Source organism: Sulfurimonas sp., assembly GCF_028714975.1.
Lineage (GTDB): Bacteria > Campylobacterota > Campylobacteria > Campylobacterales > Sulfurimonadaceae > Sulfurimonas.
In genome coordinates this window covers 20844-38624 of record NZ_JAQTLH010000005.1, presented here as the reverse complement: position 1 = coordinate 38624, position 17781 = coordinate 20844, and the positions used below count along the sequence as shown (strand labels likewise).

Annotated in this window: 20 protein-coding genes; 11 read left to right on the top strand and 9 right to left on the bottom strand. The window is 37.2% G+C overall.

All coding sequences use genetic code 11. The features are described 5' to 3' along the window. Positions 1-12 precede the first annotated feature (12 nt). The 5 genes from PHQ93_RS06050 (at position 13) to PHQ93_RS06030 (ending at position 7034) form a co-directional block, all read left to right on the top strand. Complete coding sequence (locus tag PHQ93_RS06050) at positions 13-1008, top strand: agmatine deiminase family protein (protein ID WP_299942146.1); 996 nt, start codon at positions 13-15, stop codon at positions 1006-1008. A 194-nt stretch (positions 1009-1202) separates the two neighbouring features. Beyond that, entirely contained in the window at positions 1203-3170 is a 1968-nt protein-coding gene (locus PHQ93_RS06045; RefSeq protein WP_299942144.1) for a TonB-dependent receptor, read from the top strand. A gap of 84 nt (positions 3171-3254) precedes the next feature. Next, positions 3255-4316: a flavodoxin-dependent (E)-4-hydroxy-3-methylbut-2-enyl-diphosphate synthase gene (ispG, locus tag PHQ93_RS06040; protein WP_299942143.1), complete on the top strand. Its 1062-nt coding sequence runs from the start codon at positions 3255-3257 to the stop codon at positions 4314-4316. Beyond that, entirely contained in the window at positions 4316-5767 is a 1452-nt protein-coding gene (locus tag PHQ93_RS06035) for a replicative DNA helicase (RefSeq protein WP_299942141.1), read from the top strand. Before ispG ends, PHQ93_RS06035 begins: the two co-directional genes overlap by 1 nt. Before the next feature lie 4 nt (positions 5768-5771). After that, positions 5772-7034 (top strand): ComEC/Rec2 family competence protein, encoded by a 1263-nt coding sequence (locus PHQ93_RS06030; RefSeq protein WP_299942139.1) that lies wholly within the window; start codon positions 5772-5774, stop codon positions 7032-7034. Here PHQ93_RS06030 and PHQ93_RS06025 read toward each other — a convergent pair. Next, positions 6981-7817, bottom strand: a complete 837-nt coding sequence (locus PHQ93_RS06025) for a YihY family inner membrane protein (protein WP_299942137.1) — start codon at positions 7815-7817, stop codon at positions 6981-6983. The genes PHQ93_RS06030 and PHQ93_RS06025 overlap by 54 nt on opposite strands. Before the next feature lie 118 nt (positions 7818-7935). On the opposite strand from PHQ93_RS06025, the gene PHQ93_RS06020 reads away from it, so the two are divergent. Together PHQ93_RS06020 and PHQ93_RS06015 are read left to right on the top strand one after the other, a co-directional pair. Continuing rightward, entirely contained in the window at positions 7936-8157 is a 222-nt protein-coding gene (locus tag PHQ93_RS06020; RefSeq protein WP_299942135.1) for an addiction module protein, read from the top strand. A gap of 108 nt (positions 8158-8265) precedes the next feature. Then, positions 8266-8433 carry a hypothetical protein gene (locus PHQ93_RS06015; RefSeq protein WP_299942133.1) on the top strand — a complete coding sequence of 56 codons (168 nt, stop codon included), beginning with the start codon at positions 8266-8268 and terminating at the stop codon, positions 8431-8433. A 62-nt stretch (positions 8434-8495) separates the two neighbouring features. On the opposite strand, the gene PHQ93_RS06010 is transcribed toward PHQ93_RS06015, so the two are convergent. Both PHQ93_RS06010 and PHQ93_RS06005 read right to left on the bottom strand, forming a co-directional pair. Continuing rightward, the gene (locus PHQ93_RS06010; RefSeq protein ID WP_299942130.1) at positions 8496-9881 is read right to left on the bottom strand and encodes an FAD-linked oxidase C-terminal domain-containing protein; all 1386 of its coding nucleotides are present in this window, start codon (positions 9879-9881) and stop codon (positions 8496-8498) included. 3 nt (positions 9882-9884) lie between these two features. Next, complete coding sequence (locus PHQ93_RS06005; RefSeq protein WP_299942128.1) at positions 9885-10691, bottom strand: plasminogen-binding N-terminal domain-containing protein; 807 nt, start codon at positions 10689-10691, stop codon at positions 9885-9887. 115 nt (positions 10692-10806) lie between these two features. Between PHQ93_RS06005 and PHQ93_RS06000 the strand changes: the two genes are divergently transcribed. Then, positions 10807-12024 (top strand): peptidoglycan DD-metalloendopeptidase family protein, encoded by a 1218-nt coding sequence (locus PHQ93_RS06000; RefSeq protein ID WP_299942126.1) that lies wholly within the window; start codon positions 10807-10809, stop codon positions 12022-12024. 15 nt (positions 12025-12039) lie between these two features. Here the strand turns inward: PHQ93_RS06000 and PHQ93_RS05995 are convergent, their stop codons facing one another. The 6 genes from PHQ93_RS05995 to PHQ93_RS05970 all read right to left on the bottom strand — a co-directional run bounded on the left by PHQ93_RS05995 (position 12040) and on the right by PHQ93_RS05970 (position 16011). Further along, positions 12040-13968 (bottom strand): primosomal protein N', encoded by a 1929-nt coding sequence (locus PHQ93_RS05995; RefSeq protein ID WP_299942124.1) that lies wholly within the window; start codon positions 13966-13968, stop codon positions 12040-12042. After that, a complete protein-coding gene (locus PHQ93_RS05990) occupies positions 13968-14303 on the bottom strand; it encodes a type II toxin-antitoxin system RelE/ParE family toxin (protein WP_299942122.1) in 336 nt (111 codons plus the stop codon). Before PHQ93_RS05990 ends, PHQ93_RS05995 begins: the two co-directional genes overlap by 1 nt. After that, positions 14293-14502 (bottom strand): hypothetical protein, encoded by a 210-nt coding sequence (locus PHQ93_RS05985; protein WP_299942120.1) that lies wholly within the window; start codon positions 14500-14502, stop codon positions 14293-14295. Before PHQ93_RS05985 ends, PHQ93_RS05990 begins: the two co-directional genes overlap by 11 nt. Before the next feature lie 61 nt (positions 14503-14563). Then, positions 14564-15025, bottom strand: coding sequence for a type II secretion system protein (locus PHQ93_RS05980; RefSeq protein WP_299942118.1), 462 nt, complete (start codon positions 15023-15025; stop codon positions 14564-14566). 99 nt (positions 15026-15124) lie between these two features. Then, positions 15125-15526: a type II secretion system protein gene (locus PHQ93_RS05975; RefSeq protein ID WP_299942116.1), complete on the bottom strand. Its 402-nt coding sequence runs from the start codon at positions 15524-15526 to the stop codon at positions 15125-15127. Positions 15527-15603: 77 nt separating this feature from the next. Next, a complete protein-coding gene (locus PHQ93_RS05970) occupies positions 15604-16011 on the bottom strand; it encodes a type II secretion system protein (protein ID WP_299942114.1) in 408 nt (135 codons plus the stop codon). Between the two features lie 336 nt (positions 16012-16347). Here PHQ93_RS05970 and flgB point away from each other — a divergent pair, with 336 nt between their 5' ends. From flgB to fliE, 3 genes are read left to right on the top strand one after another with little or no spacing between them, the layout of a single operon-like run. Continuing rightward, entirely contained in the window at positions 16348-16779 is a 432-nt protein-coding gene (gene flgB, locus PHQ93_RS05965) for a flagellar basal body rod protein FlgB (RefSeq protein ID WP_299942112.1), read from the top strand. Positions 16780-16789: 10 nt separating this feature from the next. Beyond that, positions 16790-17284 (top strand): flagellar basal body rod protein FlgC, encoded by a 495-nt coding sequence (gene flgC / locus PHQ93_RS05960; RefSeq protein WP_299942110.1) that lies wholly within the window; start codon positions 16790-16792, stop codon positions 17282-17284. Between the two features lie 12 nt (positions 17285-17296). Continuing rightward, positions 17297-17599 carry a flagellar hook-basal body complex protein FliE gene (fliE, locus tag PHQ93_RS05955; protein WP_299942108.1) on the top strand — a complete coding sequence of 101 codons (303 nt, stop codon included), beginning with the start codon at positions 17297-17299 and terminating at the stop codon, positions 17597-17599. Positions 17600-17781: the final 182 nt, after the last annotated feature.

Here is a 17781-nt window from a genome sequence, read left to right as displayed (position 1 = left end):
GAATTATACCAAATGAAAAGATTGATTGCAGAGTTTGAGGAGCAGAGTTTTACGCAAATTATATTTCCACATAAAAAAAGCGACTGGGTAAATTATCTGCAAGAGGCGCAAGAGACATTTGTAAATATCATTAATGCAATTATCAAATACCAAAAGTGTTTGGTTGTTTGCGATGATGTAGAGAGTGTAAAGAAAAGATTTGAAAAAAACGAGAATCTCTACTTTGTTGAGTATGAGACAAACGATACTTGGGCAAGGGATTGCTCTGTTTTATGTGTTGAAGATGATAAAAATATCAAACTACTTGACTTTACATTCACGGGCTGGGGCGGCAAGTTTGAGGCTTTAAAAGACAATGCAATGAGCGGTGCGATAAAGAGTTGCTATGATAAAGAGGTCGTAAAAGTTGATCTTATTTTAGAGGGCGGTGCGGTTGAGAGCAACGGAATTGACACCATCCTTACAACTTCTGAGTGTATGTTAAACAAAAACAGAAATGCGGCACTGCCAAAAGAAGAGATGACGAAAAAACTTCAAGATGAGTTTGGAATGAGTAAAATCTTATATCTAAATCACGGTTATCTCGCAGGGGACGATACGGACTCACATGTAGATACTCTGGCTAGATTTATCGATGAAAAAAGCATAATGTATGTCAAATGTGAAGATGAAAATGATGAGCATTACAAAGAGTTAAAACTTATGGAAGATGAGTTAAAAGCTTTTGCAAAAGAGTACGGCTTTAGACTTATAGCACTTCCGATGAGCGATGCTTGCTACTTTGAGGAAGAAAGACTGCCTGCTACTTATGCAAATTTTTTATTTATAAACGGTGCTGTTTTAGTTCCTACTTACGGGGTAAAACAAGACGAAGAGGCACTTGGTATTTTTAGAGAAACTTTCCCTTTACGAGATATTATAGGGATTGATTGTTTCTCGCTTATAAAGCAACACGGCTCACTTCACTGCGTCACTATGAACTTTGCCAGCGGAGTTCTCTTGGTTTAAGAGGGCGAAACCGCTATACATCAAATAAGCCGAAAGGCTTAAACCTAAAACTATTAAAATTACTCTTTTTATCTTTTCTATTTTACTCATGGCGGAATTTTATCATATTATTTCTCCCATTCAAAAATAGACTTAACACATATGTAACATTTCTTTCATATAATCAACTAATTTTAAAAATTAAGGATTATTATATGATATATAAGAAAATTATTCCGTTATCGCTAGTTACGGTTGCGGTTTTAAGTGCAAGCGAGGTTAAATTACCTGAAGTAAGCGTTGAATCGACTCTAATCACGGAAGTAAGCAAAAATGCTCAAGTATCTGCCGATTTGGCTCAAGCACTTAGCTCAAGCGTTCCAAGTATTGATATGAACCGCCGTAGCGGAATTGCAAACGATATCTACATAAGAGGTCAAAAAAGAGACAATATCTCCGTTGAAGTTGACGGGACAAAAGTTTGCGGTGCATGTGTAAATAGAATGGATCCTCCGGTTTCTCACATTTTGGCAAGTCAAATTGATGAAGTAAAAGTAATCGAAGGACCTTACGATGTTGAGACTTTCGGAACTATGAGCGGCGGACTTAAAATCACTACAAAAAAACCTACAAAAGATTTAAGCGGTGAAATGACTTTCGGCGTTGGCAGTTGGAACTACACAAAAATCGGTGCAACACTAAGCGGCGGAAACGATACTGTTAGAGTATTGGTAAGCGGCTCTAGCGAAACAAGTGATCAGTACAGAGACGGAGACGGACATACATTGGCAGAGCAGACAAAACTAAAAGCTCCTCTTGCTAACCGATATCAAACCCAATATGAAAATATGAACGCTTATGAGAAAAAAAGTATTATGGCTAAAGCATTCGTCACTACTGCGGACAATCAAGAACTTCGCCTAAGTGTAACAAAAAACAAAAGTGACGATGTACTCTATGCAAGCTCTCAAATGGATGCTGCGTATGACAACTCAAATATCTACAGCATTGAGTATGATATAAAAGATATAAGCGATATATACAAAAATATCAATATGCAGTACTACTACTCGGATGTTGACCACCCGATGGATACGAGATATAGAAACAACGGTGCAGCGAATTTTTCAACAAATCATCTAGAAACAACTATGCAGGGTGCAAAACTTAAAAACAGTTTTGATATTGTGGGGTATAAACTCTTAGTAGGTCTTGACGGAAGCAAAAGAACATGGGGAGGTGAGAGATATATGACAAATGCAACAACATTTGTTCAAGCTCCCTCTACCGTCAGTCTTACTCATACGGAAACCCAAAATAGAGCAGTTTTTGCCAAGCTAGAAAAATCATTCGGCAATTTTAATGTTGAAGTCGGCTCAAGATTTGATAGCACGGAGATTACACCTGATGATGTAACAAAAAGATCAAGAGATTATGACGCATTAAATGCAAATATTTTAACTACATACAACTTAGACAAAGAGAACAAAATTTTTCTAGGTTTCGGTAAAGCCAGCCGTGTGCCGGATGCAAGAGAGTTATACATTATCAATCCTCAAGCAGGAAATCAAAACTTAGACCAAACTACAAACAAAGAAGTAGATTTAGGGTATGAGCTAAACAATAATCTTATGAAGTTTAAAGTAAAAACTTTTTACTCAATGTTAGATAATTATATATACTACAATAAAACTGCCAATACATTTAACAACATCGACGCAACGATTTATGGAGCAGAGTTAAGCGCATCCGTTTATGCAACTGACAAAGTTACGGTTGATATGGGAGCATCATACAAAGTAGGTAAAAAAGATAATATTGCAGCAGGAGCCGATAAAGATTTGGCAGATATGGCACCTCTAAGAGGAACTCTGGCTCTTAACTATGAGTATATGCACAACTCGGTCGCTACCGTAGAAGCGCAGGCTTCAGGCAAATGGAGTGACTATGACTCAAACAGCGGAGAGCAAAAACTAGACTCATGGGCAATTTTAAACATGAAAGTAAAACATGAAGTAAGTAAAAACTTTGACTTTGCACTAGGCATAAACAACCTATTTGATAAAACTTATGCAGCATCAAACACTTACGCAGATCTAATCCTTCTAAGCGCAGGAGCCAACACAATGCTCCTTAACGAACCGGGAAGATATGTATATACAAATCTTACTTTTAAATTCTAATACCTTCTTAACTTCCGTATACTACTTCTTGGTATGCGGAATCGCTAAAGCGCCTTTTTATTCCAAAAAAGCTAAAATCCTCTTATGATAAAAAGATACCCAACTAAACAAATATTTGTCGGTAATGTAGCAGTCGGCGGTGATGCGCCTATTTCTGTGCAGTCTATGACATTTTCAAAAACTTCCGATGTTGCAGCTACCGTTGAACAGATAAAAAGACTCCATTTTGCAGGGTGTGACATCGTTCGCGTAGCAGTTCCTCAGATGGAAGATGCACTCGCGTTAAAGTCGATCAAAGAGCAGATTTCGCTTCCGCTAGTTGCAGATATTCACTTCAACCATCGTCTAGCACTTATTGCAGCCGAAGTTGTGGACTGCATACGCATAAATCCGGGAAATATCGGTTCAAAAGAGCGAGTAAAAGAGGTTGTAAAAGCTTGTAGCGCAAGAGGCATTCCTATTCGAATCGGCGTAAATGCAGGGAGTTTGGAAAAAGAGTTTTTAAACAAGTACGGTCAAACTTCAGAGGGGATGGTGGCTTCAGCTGAATACAACATCAAGTATCTTGAAGATTTGGGATTTGATGATATTAAAATCTCCCTAAAAGCCAGTGATGTTCAAAGAACCGTTAATGCATACAGGATGCTTCGTCCTAAAAACAGTTACCCTTTTCATCTTGGAGTCACCGAAGCCGGAACGCTTTTTCACGCAACGGTTAAAAGCTCTATCGGACTCGGTGCGCTTTTGCTTGACGGTATCGGCGATACTATGAGAGTAAGTATCACCGGAGAGCTTGAAGAGGAGATAAAAGTAGCACGCGCGATTTTAAAAGACAGCGGCGTGGCAAAAGACGGACTAAACATCATCTCCTGCCCTACATGCGGACGCATAGAAGCGGATTTGGTTAAGGCAGTCGGCGAAATAGAAGAGAGAACCGCGCATATAAAAGCTCCTCTGAATGTCTCGGTTATGGGATGTGTCGTAAATGCCATAGGAGAAGCTGCCCATGCCGATGTGGCGATTGCGTACGGCAAAGGTAAAGGTCTTGTTATGGTAAAGGGCGAAGTTGTGGCAAACCTTGATGAGGATGAGCTTGTAGATAGATTTGTAGAAGAAGTAGAGAAGATGGCAAGAGAGATAGACTAATGCAGGAAAATTTATATAACTTAGCCTTTGAGCGTTCAATACTTAGCTCAATAGTTTTTGAACCAAGCCAATTTGATGAGCTTGGCTCGCAGCTAAGAAAAGATGATTTCTATCTTCCTGCCCATCAAGATATCTTTAGCGTTATGACTCTGCTTTTGCAAAAAGACCAACCGATTGATGAGGAGTTTATAAAAAAAGAGCTTATCAAAATGAAAAAATTTGATGAGAGCGTTATGCTTGAAATCCTCTCCGCAAATCCCATCTCAAACACAAAAGCATATGTCGATGAGATAAGAGACAAATCCCTAAAACGCCATCTTTTAACTCTTACAACCGAGATAAAAAGAGTAACGGTTGAAGAAGAACTGCCGGGTGCGGATGTTATAGATATCGTTGAGAAAAAACTTTACGAAATAACTCAAAACAACCAATCAAGCGACTTTAAAGACTCCCCGAAGATGACATATGACACTATGGAGTACATCAAAGAGATGAAAGCTCGCGGAAACAGTGTTTTAGTCGGAGTCGATACAGGATTTCATGAACTAAACAAAATGACGACCGGTTTTGGAAAAGGGGATCTTGTTATCGTTGCGGCAAGACCGGCGATGGGTAAAACTAGTTTTATACTAAACACGGTTAACAACCTCATCACAAAAGGCAAAGGTGTAGCATTTTTCTCGCTTGAGATGCCGGCAGAACAGCTAATGCTTCGTCTTCTATCCATCCAAACTTCCATCCCTCTTCAAAAGCTCCGTGTGGGAGATATGAATGATGATCAGTGGAACTCGCTAAATAGTGCGATTGACAAAATGAACAGTGCCAAACTTTATGTTGACGATCACGGAAGCATAAATATCAATCAACTTCGTTCAAAACTGCGAAAACTCAAAAATCAGCACCCTGATATAGAAATAGCGGTAATCGACTACCTGCAAATCATGAGCGGTGTCGGAAATCAAGATAGACACCTACAAGTCTCAGAGATGTCTAGGGGACTTAAGATGCTGGCCCGTGAGCTAAATATGCCTATCGTTGCACTCTCTCAGCTTAACCGTGGACTTGAATCAAGAAACGACAAAAGACCGATGCTTAGCGATATAAGAGAATCCGGTTCGATTGAACAGGATGCGGACATCATCCTTTTTGTTTACCGTGATGATGTTTACCTTTACAAAGAGGAAAAAGAGCGCGAAAAAGCGGCTAAAGCAGAGGGCAAAGAGTTTACTCCTACTTATATAGAAAAAGAGGAAGAGGATGCTGAGATTATCATCGGTAAACAGAGAAACGGTCCGACAGGGCATGTAAAACTTGTTTTTCAGAAAAAATTGACTAAATTTGTCGATGCTACTCCTTATGCAAAAGGGATAGAAACAGTTTATGAAAATGTAGACACCCGTTCGGCAAAAATCGATATCTCAAATGATACGATATCGATGCCCCCGCTTTAAATAGATGATAGATAGAGTTTCGTTATTTACAAAAAAACGAGACTTTTTTCTTTTTCTCTTAACTTCTACATTCATTCTCATTTTTTCACTCCTTATAGAGTACAGAAATTATAAAGAGTTCATTCGCTTTGACTCGGCACTTGTTGAGGCAACCGTTTTGATGCAGTACACAAAAACAAAAGAGAGTAAAACATATCAGGTTTTAAAGCTAAAAAGTGACGACGGACTGACATTTCACACCACTTCAAAAAAATCGCTTCAAGATGTAAAAGGCAAAAAGCTTCAACTTGAGATATTTATAGATAAAATAGGGTTTTATGAATATCTAACGCAATTTTATGTAAACAGCAAACTCTTACAAATCAAAGAAAACAGTGCTCCTAAGCAAAAAGTAAACGATTTTATCGCAAATGCGCATGAAAACAAAAATATTGCAAATGTCTATCAGGCACTCTATACCAACGAATCCGTAGATAAAGATACGCAAAATTCATTTTCAAATCTCGGAGTGTCGCACATAGTAGCCATTAGCGGATTTCATCTAAGTATTTTAAGCGCTCTGCTCTACTTTTTGCTTCGTCCGATTTATAGATTTTTTCAAAATAGATTTTTTCCGTATAGAAACTCAAAAATAGATCTTTTTATAATCGTTGTGAGCGTACTTTTTGCATATATGCTATTTTTAGATTCGCCTCCGTCGCTTGTTCGCTCTTTTGGAATGTTTGTAGTCGGGTTTGTGCTTTATGACAGAGGCGTTGAAGTTTTTTCTATGCAAACGCTTCTTGTAACTATTTTACTGCTTCTTGCATTTTTTCCGCGCCTCTCTTTTTCGCTTGGTTTCTGGCTCTCCGCAGGCGGAGTTTTTTACATATTTTTATTTCTTATCCACTTTAAAAGCTGGAGCGCATTTTGGCAGCTTATGGGTATTTCAGTACTTGTATATATATTTATGTTGGCTGTTTCGCTATTTATTTTTCAAAATTTCAGCATCTACCATCCACTCTCTATTATCCTCTCTTTACTATTTACTCCGTTTTACCCTATAAGCATACTTCTGCATTTTATAGGTTTTGGAGATTTTTTTGACTCTTTCTTGGAGTGGCTTTTAGTGCTTGGCAGAGACGGTGCAAAAGTAGAACTAAATCTTTATCTCTTTTTACTTCATGTTCTTATATCTTTTGCAGCAATATGGAGCAGAATCGCAATGTGGGTTTTAATCGCCTTCTCGAGTTTTATTTTGGTATATGCCATTTATCAAGTAGCATAATTTAAGCCCGTAAATAAATATAATCCATGAAGCATAAATCCATAAGAACAGAAACATCAAAATCGAAAATGAGCCGTAAATCGTTTCGTATGATTTGTTATAAAACACATAATAGATAAAACCGTTTTTAGCAATACTAAATACTATGGATGTTATAAATGAGCTAATAAGTGAGGCTTTTGCATGGATTTTAGTATTTGCAGAGATTTGAAATATAAGAAAAAAGAGCGCCCAAATAATAAGATACGGAGTATACTTAAGTATGTTAATGTTTGCCGTAAGCTGACTGCTTGCCATCAAGTTTGCAACATATCCGGTTATATAAAAAGAGACCCCAAGCCCTATCGGCGTGAGAGTTAAAAGTGTCCAAAATGTCGTCACAGAATCCCAAAGACCTCTTTTTTTTGCATGAAATATTTTATTTGCAATGTACTCAAAATTTTGAAAAAAGAGAAGCGAAGAGATAATAACTACAACAAAACTAATCATACTCATCTCAACGGAATTTTGTAAAAAACCGTTTATATGCCCCATCAAAGCTTCAGAATTTACAGGCATAAGATTTGAAAATATAAACTCCTGAATCTTTATATAATAGTCTGAAAAACTATGCATCGAAGTAAAAATAGTAAGAATAATCAAAAGAAGCGGAATAAGCGTAAAAATGGTGTAAAAACTAAGACTAGCGGCATAAAAAGCAAGATCCTCATCCACAAATATAGCTATAAAAAACTTTAGTTGCTGATAGAGTTTATTTATGCTGTTTTTTATATCTTTTGTCACAATATATCCTCTCATTTTTACAATTTCTTTAAAGATATTACTATTTAAAAACTACAAAAAAGCTAAAACGGTATAGAAACATTATGATATAATTTGCAAAAGAACCAAAGGAGATATAATGTCGCCAGCCTTAAATTTAGACTATATGAATATATCCGATAAATTTTTACTTCTTGAAAAATTATGGGAAAATATGAGTCAGGATGTTTTACAAAAAGATTTTTCTCCAAAATGGCACTTAGACGAACTCTCAAGGAGAGAGTTAAACATAGAAAATAAAAAATCTAAGTTTAATGATTTTGAAGATTCTAAAGCAAGATTACACAAAATAGTTTCATGAAAATTAAAATTTTAGAATGATATTATAGACGGTATAGAGTTTTATGAGCTTCAAAAAGAGAATCTAGGTAAATATTTTTTAGATTCTATCTTATCAGATATAGAATCTTTGTACATTTATGCCGGTATTCATATAGTTATTGACGGCTATTTTAGACTTCTTGCGAAACGCTTCCCTTACTCAATCTACTACAAAATAGAAGAAAAAACAATTTTAATTTATGCTGTTTTAGATTGCAGACAAAATCCAATCAATAAAGAAAAAAGACTTTTATAAAAAGCAATAACATATTACTAGTAGCATAGCATTAAGAAATTGCTATACTGTAGTGATATAGCCTAATTAAGCCCCATTTTCGCCGGATTTAAGATGTTGTTCGGGTCAAACGCTTTTTTTATTGATTTAAAGAGGTTCATCTCTTCATCGCTAAACGCCATTCTCATATAAGGTGCTTTTGCAAGACCGATGCCGTGTTCGCCGCTTAAAGTTCCGCCCAAATCAATAGTCGCTTGAAACACCTCTTCTATGGCTTGGTAAGCAATTTTTACCTGCTCGGGGTCTTTGCCGTCAACCATAACATTTGTATGAACATTACCGTCTCCCGTGTGACCGAAACATGGGATTTTAATATTGTATTTATCCGCTATGGCATAAAATCTCTCCAAGAGTTCAGGCAATGCGGCGCGAGGAACAGTTACATCTTCATTTAACTTCTTGCTTCCGTAAACACTTAGTGCTGGAGAAGCGTTGCGTCTTGCAAACCAGATATCTTTTGCCTCTTTGTCGTCTTTTGCAATTTTAAACTCACTGCATCCGTTTTCAAAAAAAACTTTTTCTATTTGGGCAAGTTGATAGTTTAAATCCTCTTCCAAGTTACCGTCAACATCGGTTACCAAAAGCGCACCCGCATCGATAGGCAACCCTTTTTTATAAGTCTGTTCAACGGCACGAATGGTTAAATTGTCCAAAAACTCCATTGCAACAGGTGTGACTCCGCTTGCCATAGTTTTATAAACAGCATTCATAGCGTCATGTACGCTGTTAAAAATTCCCATCGCAGTTTTTGTATGTTTTGGTTTTGGGATAAGTCTTAGAGTAATTTCGCTCAAAACCGCCAAAGTTCCCTCTGACGCTATCAAAATCCCGCTGATGTTATAACCTGCCACATCTTTTATGGTTCTTTTTCCGGCTCTTATAATGTCGCCGTTTGGTAAAACAGCACGAGTAGCCATTACATAATCTTTTGTGATCCCGTATTTTGCAGCTCTCATTCCGCCGGCATTTTCGCTTACATTTCCGCCGATACTTGAGTACTCTTGGCTAGCCGGATCCGGCGGATAAAAAAGTCCTACCTCTTCAACGGCTTTTTGCAAATCCATATTGATAACACCCGGTTGAACTACTGCAACCATATTTTTCATATCAATCTCTAAGATTTTATTCATATGTTTTTCCATAGCAAGAACAATCCCGCCGCTGCTTGGAAGTGCGCCGCCCGTAAAACCGCTTCCCGCACCGCGAGGAACTATAATAATTTTATGCTCATTACAGTACTTTAAAATCTTGCTTATATCATCTTCATCTCTAGGAAATATAACGGCATCAGGCTCAAAATGCTCTCTTGTAGCATCGTACGAGTATGCTATAAGGTGTGCTTTATCGCTATAAATATTTTCGCTTCCTACAATGTCGCCAAAATGTGCTAAATGTTTAGAATCAATCATTTTTTACTCCTTTATATCAAATTTTCCAAGCAGCTTATGCAGCTTCTCATTACTATTTTTTACTATTTCGTAAAGTGCTCTATCCTGCGGATTTGCTTTTATCATAAGCTCATAGTAATGCGGTTCATACTCCTTAAGCTTGCTATTTCCCTCCATAAACCATTTCCACCAAGAAGAGTCTATTTCAGGTACTCTTGTATAAAACGGTAAATTAACCTCTTTTTGCTCAAGTTTTGCATCCGTAATAGTTAAGATTTTAAAACTTTTTGCATCAAGCGTAAAGACTCTGCCGTCTAAATATATAAAAACCAAACCAACGGAACTCTTTGTACTCATCTCTTCAAAGTCGCTTCTAAGCGGAGTTGGATGGCCGTTAAACGAAAGAGTGGTTGCAAAAAGGTCAGGATGTACCCACTGAAGTTTAGAGTTTTTTGTTATTCTATGATATATCTCTTCGGTTGGAGCTATCAACAATCCTCTTGTATACCCAAAGGCTAAAACAACCATATCTCCGACTTTTATCTCCCACTTGCCGCTAGGTAGGGCGTTGTTGCTAAGCGCATTAAATTCGCTAATTGCAACCTTAGCTATTTGACTATTTTTATCATAACTCGTTACAACCGCATTTTTCAAAATAATCTTATGTTCTTTGTCAATTTCATGAGCGACAAAACCGCTCACTCCGACATCAATATTTTCAACTTTTATCGTAACCTCGGTCGCTTTCTCATTTATTCCCACAACGGGAGACTTTATAACAACTCCAAAAAGCTCTAAAGCCATAACAAAAAATAGAAATATCTGCTTCATTTTTTTCCACTCTGTAAATAATATAATGCGATTATAGCAAACAAACCTCATACTAAGGCAAATTTTGTTAGAGTTTTAAAAATAATTTTAAAATTTACGCTTACGGTTAGATGTTATGAAACGACTTTTTATACTTTTTTTATTCACAACATCTCTTTTTGGTTCACATGTTGAAACCTTTCGTTGGAGTGACGGTGAAACTTACCTCTCTTTTTTAGAAAGAAACAAACTTCCTCTAAAGCCGCTTTACTACAATTTGGACGAAGATGAACAACAGCTTACCGAAGAGATTTTATCCGGCGTCAATTATCATCTCTCAAAGAATGATAATGGAGAGCTTTCTCAAATATTTATACCTCTCAATGATGAGTTACAAATCCACATATACAAACATAATAAGAATTACTTTTTTGAAACTATTCCTATCGTAAGTGAAATAAAAACTGAAGCTTTCGTTCTAAAAATAGACCACTCTCCGTACTTGGATATCATAAAAGAGACCGGTTCAAAAAAACTTGCAACAATTTTTGTAAACAGTTTTAAAAGCTCACTTAACTTTAAAAGAGATCTTAAAAAGGGAGATACTCTTGCTATGATATATGAGCAAAAATATCGATTGGGAAAACCTTTTTCTATGCCGAAATTAAAAGTCGCAATGATAGAGATGAACGGCAAAAAAAACTTTATCTATCTCAATGACGACGATAGATTTTATAATGAAGACGGAAATCAACTTGAAGAATTTTTACTTGCAACACCTGTTAGAAATGCCCGTATATCGTCAGAATTTACAAAAAGAAGATTTCATCCGATCTTAAATAAATATCGTGCTCACTTAGGTGTTGATTATGCGGCAAGCAGCGGAACACCGGTTATGGCGGCCGGAGACGGAAGAGTAGTTTTTGTAGGCGAATCAAGAGGATACGGAAACATGATAAAAATACAGCATAGCGATGACTACTTGACCCTATATGCGCATCTAAACTCCTTTAAAAAAGGGGTAAGAGGCGGCTCCGGTATAAGACAAGGAGAAGTTATAGGTTATGTCGGAAGCTCCGGACTCTCAACAGGTCCGCACCTTCATTTTGGACTCTATAAAGATAATGATGCAATTGATCCCTTAAGAGTCGTTCAACTTGCTACCAAAAAACTTCAAGGCAGAGAACATTCTGCATTTTTAAAACTTAAGTCAAATTATAATGAGAGTATAAATTTACATCTTAAAAATGAGACAAAATTTGAAAAAGAATCAAATTTGGACACAGCTTGTTACTTTAACAACGGAGGAAGTTGTGTGCAAGATAAACTTCAGGACACCGCTAACAACTCATAAAATTATGTTGAAATTTTAAGAAAATTCAGCAGGATCCATATCTATCTCTGCCAAATCAACTCTACACGCAGATACGGCTTTTATGATATCCGTACTTTTATCGGCTCTGAGCAGTATCTCAAACCTATACTTGTCTGAAACTCTCTCGATAGCACATTTACCAAATCCAACCACTTCAATATTTGAATTTTTTTGCAAGCAGGCAAGCATTTCATTCATTGCATCCTGAGCTTTTATGCCGTTTTTATGCGAGAACAAAATACGGCATAACTTTTTATATGGAGGGTAAAGCTCCTTGCGATACTCTTTTTCATCCTCTAAAAAATCCTCGTATTTATCTACATACGCTTTAAAAAACTCTTCGTTAAAGCTCTGCACTAAAACTTTAGCGCTCTCTTTTCGCCCGCTTCTGCCTGCTACTTGAATGAGAGTTGAGAGTGCTTTTTCTCTGGCTCTGTAATCACTCATATTTAACATATTGTCCATGCCCAAAACCACCGCTAAAGTGACTCCGTGGTAATCATGCCCTTTACTTATCATCTGCGTTCCGACAAGTATATCTATCTCTCTGTCGTTAAAACTCTTGAGTGCCGCTTTAAGCTTATTAGCCGTGGTTATCGCATCTCTGTCAAACTGCTCGACTCTTGCTCCGTCAAACTCTTCTCTTATATTTGCAACTGCTTCGGCTGTTCCGAGTCTTGAACTTGTAAGATTGGAACTTTTACACTCAAAACACTCTTGCGGTATAGCCTGAGCAAAATTACAGTAGTGACATCTAAGAGAGTGCGTTTTTTGATGTATGCTCATCCCTACACTGCAAAAAGCGCATTTATGCGTATGCCCACAATCCGCGCAAATAAGATACTTAAAATTTGCGCGAGTAGGAAGAAAGAGTATCGCTTGCTCTTTTCTTTCTAAACTCTTCTTTAAATTATCCATGATAAGAGGCGACAAACTCTCAACACCACTCTCATAAACAAACTCTTTTTGGGAGCTAAAATATCCGCCTCGCAATCTTATATGCGGAAATTTTACATAAGTGGTTAAAGAGGGCGTAGCGCTTCCCAAAACAACGGGAATATCGTAGAGCTTTCCCATATATATAGCTATGTCTCTTGCATTGTAACGAGGTCTTGAAGATGATTTGTAACTATCGTCATGCTCTTCGTCGACTACGATTAGCCCCAACTCTTTTATAGGCAAAAAAAGAGCGGAACGGGGACCGGCGATTATCTTAGCACTCCCGTCATAAATCGAAGCGAGCGCTTTTTTCTTCTGTAAAGGTGTAAGTTTTGAGTGCCACATAACTATGCTATCGCCAAAATGTATTTTTAGTCTTTTGCTCATCTGCGGAGTAAGTGAAATCTCCGGCATAAGAAAAATAGAGCGTTTTTTTTGTTCTATCATCTCCTCAAAGTACTTCATATATATCTCAGTTTTTCCGCTTCCCGTATCGCCAAAAAGCAGTGAGGTTTTATGTTTTTTTAAAAAGTCTAATGCTTCGCTTTGTTTGAGTGAGAGTGTTATGTCACTACAAGGAGCATAAGCGACGCAGCAGGATTTTTGAGATTGCCGCGCTTCGCTCGCAATGACGAGGTGTTTGCCATCCAGAATCTCTTCTGTCACTGCGAGGAACGAAGTGACGCGGCAGTCTCCTTTTTCATAACCCATCATCAACCCAAGTGCCTCACCGAGTGAACAAAAGTAGTAGGTAGAGATAAACTTTGCTAACTCAAGTTGTTTGGTCGAGTAAATGAAGTCATAAACCTCTAAAATTTCTAAACACTCAAACGACGGCTCATCACATTTAAGAACAACAACACCGTCAACTTCTCTATTTCTAACTTTTACTTTGACTTTTGTGCCAATATCTATAATTTTTGGGGTTTGGTAAGTAAACGGTTCTAACGGGGAATTTAAAAGTGCGATGTTGTAGTATTGCATCACTCTTTCAATGCTTTTTCTAATATATTAAGAATCTCTTCATCATAAATATTCTCTATATAACTTTTTGAGTATATTTTTAGGATTAAAACTTCAAACTCTTCAGTGACAACATAGTATATAACTCTGAAACCGCCACTTTTTCCTTTTTTAACACTGCTATTTTTTAGTCTTACTTTATAGACATTTTTTCCTAAATGAACTCCAATACTCGTGGGTTCAACCTCTAAATCATCAATGAGAGTTAGTATATCTTTTTTTATAAGAGGGTATTTTTTAGCTAAATTTTTAATATCTTTTTTTGACTCTTCAATCAAGCCGACTTTATAAGTCATTTAAAAACTCTCTAGCATCTGTTGCTTTATGTTTTTTGTTTTTTATCTCCATAAGTTCTTGTGCAACAGCCTGAAAATCGCTTTTTACATCTATGTCGTCAATTTTAAAATTTTTTACAATCCCATCTTTCAAGTTATTGATGATGGACAAAAACAAATCCAACGACTTATCTTCAATCTCTAACTGAATTGTTCTCACTATAAACTCCTTCTATTATCAACAAAAGTATAATCAAAAATATGTTAATAATTTGTAAAAATCAATTAGTCAAAATATCGCAATTACCAGAACCTGCCGTACATGTAAAAGTTCCGTTTGCCGGAGTGTAAGTAAAAGTAGTATTTACATTGTTTGCTCTAAAAACATAAGTGCCGCTTCCTGCCGTTGCACTCCACTTTCCGTTTTTACCTGATTCATTTGCCACAGGGTACATAAGCACACCACCAAAAAGCCCGCCGCTATCCATCTGCTTATATGTATTTCCGTTACAAGTGTAGGTTCCCGTTCCGTTTGGTGCATAACTAGAACAACCTACTATTATCCTGCCCTGTCTCTCACTAACTATCCCTGAACGAACGGAAGCGATATCGGCACGACCTTTAGTAAGCTCTGCATCCGTTCTTGTTGCAGCCATTCTAGGAACTGCAATAGCGGCTAAAATACCAAGAACGACAATAACAAAAACCATCTCCACCATTGTAAAAGCGCGCGAGAATCTCATAAAAAACCCTTAAATAATAACTTTGAAATTATTCGAAAATAACTTGAAAATAATTATTGTTGTATTCATCCCCAAACCTAAGCTCGGGAATGAGAAAAATCAACGAACTATTGCAACTCCAAGCAAGGGATAACCGGCGGCTACAATCCCTGCAAACGGTGTACAATCACCGCTTGCCGATTGAATAGTTATGTTTAAATCATTTCCATTTATCGTTGCGGTAGCACATGTTGTACTACCCACTGCTGCCGTTACTGTTGTTGCCGTAGTAGTAATTCCACCGTTAGTCGGAAAAATTGTTGAAACATCCGGTACAACGCCTTTTGACATTGCGTCTGCCGCTACCATTTTTACTACATTTTTAAAATTTGACAAAGTAGCAGCAGCATCAGCATCAGTTCTCGTTGCAGCAAGTCTCGGCATTACAACAGCAGCCAAAATACCTAAAATAACGATAACAAATACAAGCTCTATCATCGTAAAAGCGCGGGAATATCTCATACAAAACCCTAGATATTAGTTTTAAAACTTACCATTTTGTATACAAACCCTCAAGCATAAGCTTGAGGAAAGAAAAATTAACGAACTACCGTTGAACCACCAAAGTTATATGTTTTAGATGAACCATCAGTATTTAATAAACCGTTATGTGACGCCTCCGTAGTAACAGCAGTAAGAACTGCAGCAGGACACGCTGCATTAGCAGCACCTATTATCGTAACACTAACATTTCCGTCAACAGTTGTTGCAAAAGTAAAACATCCAGCACCAGCATTCGCCATAGCAGCCGTATAATTTGTAAATGCACCTTGAGAAGTATACTCAGCCCCTAAATTTTTCAACGCTTGTGAACCGCTAGCAAGTTGCGCAGATATCTTTGCATCATCTCTTGTTGCTGCTAATTTTGGAACCGCAACTGCAGCCAAAATACCTAAAATAACGATAACGAAGATTAACTCAATCATAGTAAAACCAGCTCTTTTCATAAGAACTCCTTGTAGATAAAAAATTAGGTTACTCTAATAACCCTGTTAAACATTATGAAGCATATAAGATTAATTATTGCTTAATGGAATAACACTATTTCATTGTCTGAGATTCCAAGTCAAGCTTGGAATGACAATATGTGGAATTGGAATGACAAAGTGTTAAGTTTGGAATAACGGTATGTTAAGTTTAATATGACGATAATTGTCACACTGAGATTGCCGCGCTTCGCTCGCAAAGACGGGGCTTGTCACTGCGAGCGAAGCGCGGCAGTCTGAAATAAGAATCCATATTGGAACTAAATTTGCTTATAATTGTCATCTAAAGGAGTTAAGATGAGCATAGAGATTTCTGCAACACAAGCATTAGCTGAAAAAGCACTTAATTATAGAGCTGCTCGTCAGGATATGATATCTTCAAACATTGCAAATGCCGATACTCCTTTTTATAAACCAAGAGATGTGCGATTTGAAGATGCACTGGCAATAGAAAAAGCCAAAGTGTTAAATAAAAACAATCCAAAACTTCAGATGGCTCAAACAAATAGTGCTCACATAGCATTTAAGGATGAGCAAAGCTCACTTAAAGCCAAAACATTTTTTAGAGATGGGCATATGGCTAGAAACGATGGAAACAGTGTTGATATTGATGTGGAAACAACAGAAATGAGTAAAAACTCTATAATGTTTAATGCTTTGGTAAACGCCATCAAAAAAGATACTGGAATTTATAGAAGCGTTATAGATGCATCTTCAAAAGTTAGTTAAGGATTGAAATATGTCAAATTTTTTAAATAGTTTTGATATCAGCGGTTACGGACTCTCTGCTCAACGTGTTCGCGTAAACACAATCTCTCAAAACATAGCAAACGCCCAAACGACAAGAACCGATGAGGGTGGACCTTACAGAAGAAAAGAAGTTGTATTTAAAGCGATTAATTTCAATGAGCAGTTTAATAAAGCACTGGAGAATATCTCAGAGAGTGCGAAGTATGAAGACCCATTAAATGAGGGAAATTTTGGTAAAAAAGTCAATCCTGCTATAATGAGCGTAGTAGTCGACAAAATCTCAAGAGACGACAGAGAACCGAAGATGAAATATGACCCTGCTCATCCGGATGCGGATGCAAACGGATATGTTGCATATCCAAATATTAATCCCGTTATCGAAATGGCCGATTTAGTAGAAGCAACTCGCTCTTATCAAGCAAATGTGGCCGCTTTTGAGAGTTCAAAAAATATAGCAAACAGCGCAATTTCGCTGTTACAATAATAGAGGTATATTATGATTAATATTGAAGGTATATCAGGCGCTTCCACAGCCGATTTACTAAAACAAAAAAGTAAGATAGACGGTGTAGAGGGCGGTGAAGATTTTGCTAAGCACTTAAAATCTGCCATAAACGAAGTCAATGATCTTCAAAATACAAGCGAACAGGCGATAGGAGATATGGCGACGGGGCAGGTAAAAGACCTGCATCAAGCAGCCCTTGCCATCGGAAAAGCCGAAACAAGCATGAAGCTTATGTTAGAGATTAGAAATAAAGCATTAAGTGCTTATAAAGAGCTTGGTAGAACGCAGCTGTAATTAATTTGTTTTAGATTGCCGCGCTTCGCTCGCAATGACAATAGTGGCAATCGCAATGACAAGCGCGACAATCGCAATAATAGTCATTGCGAGCGCAGCGCGGCAATCTCAAGCGCGGCAATCTATTCTTAATTTCATTAATTACAAAACCATATTTTTTTAGATTGCTTCACTTTGTTCGC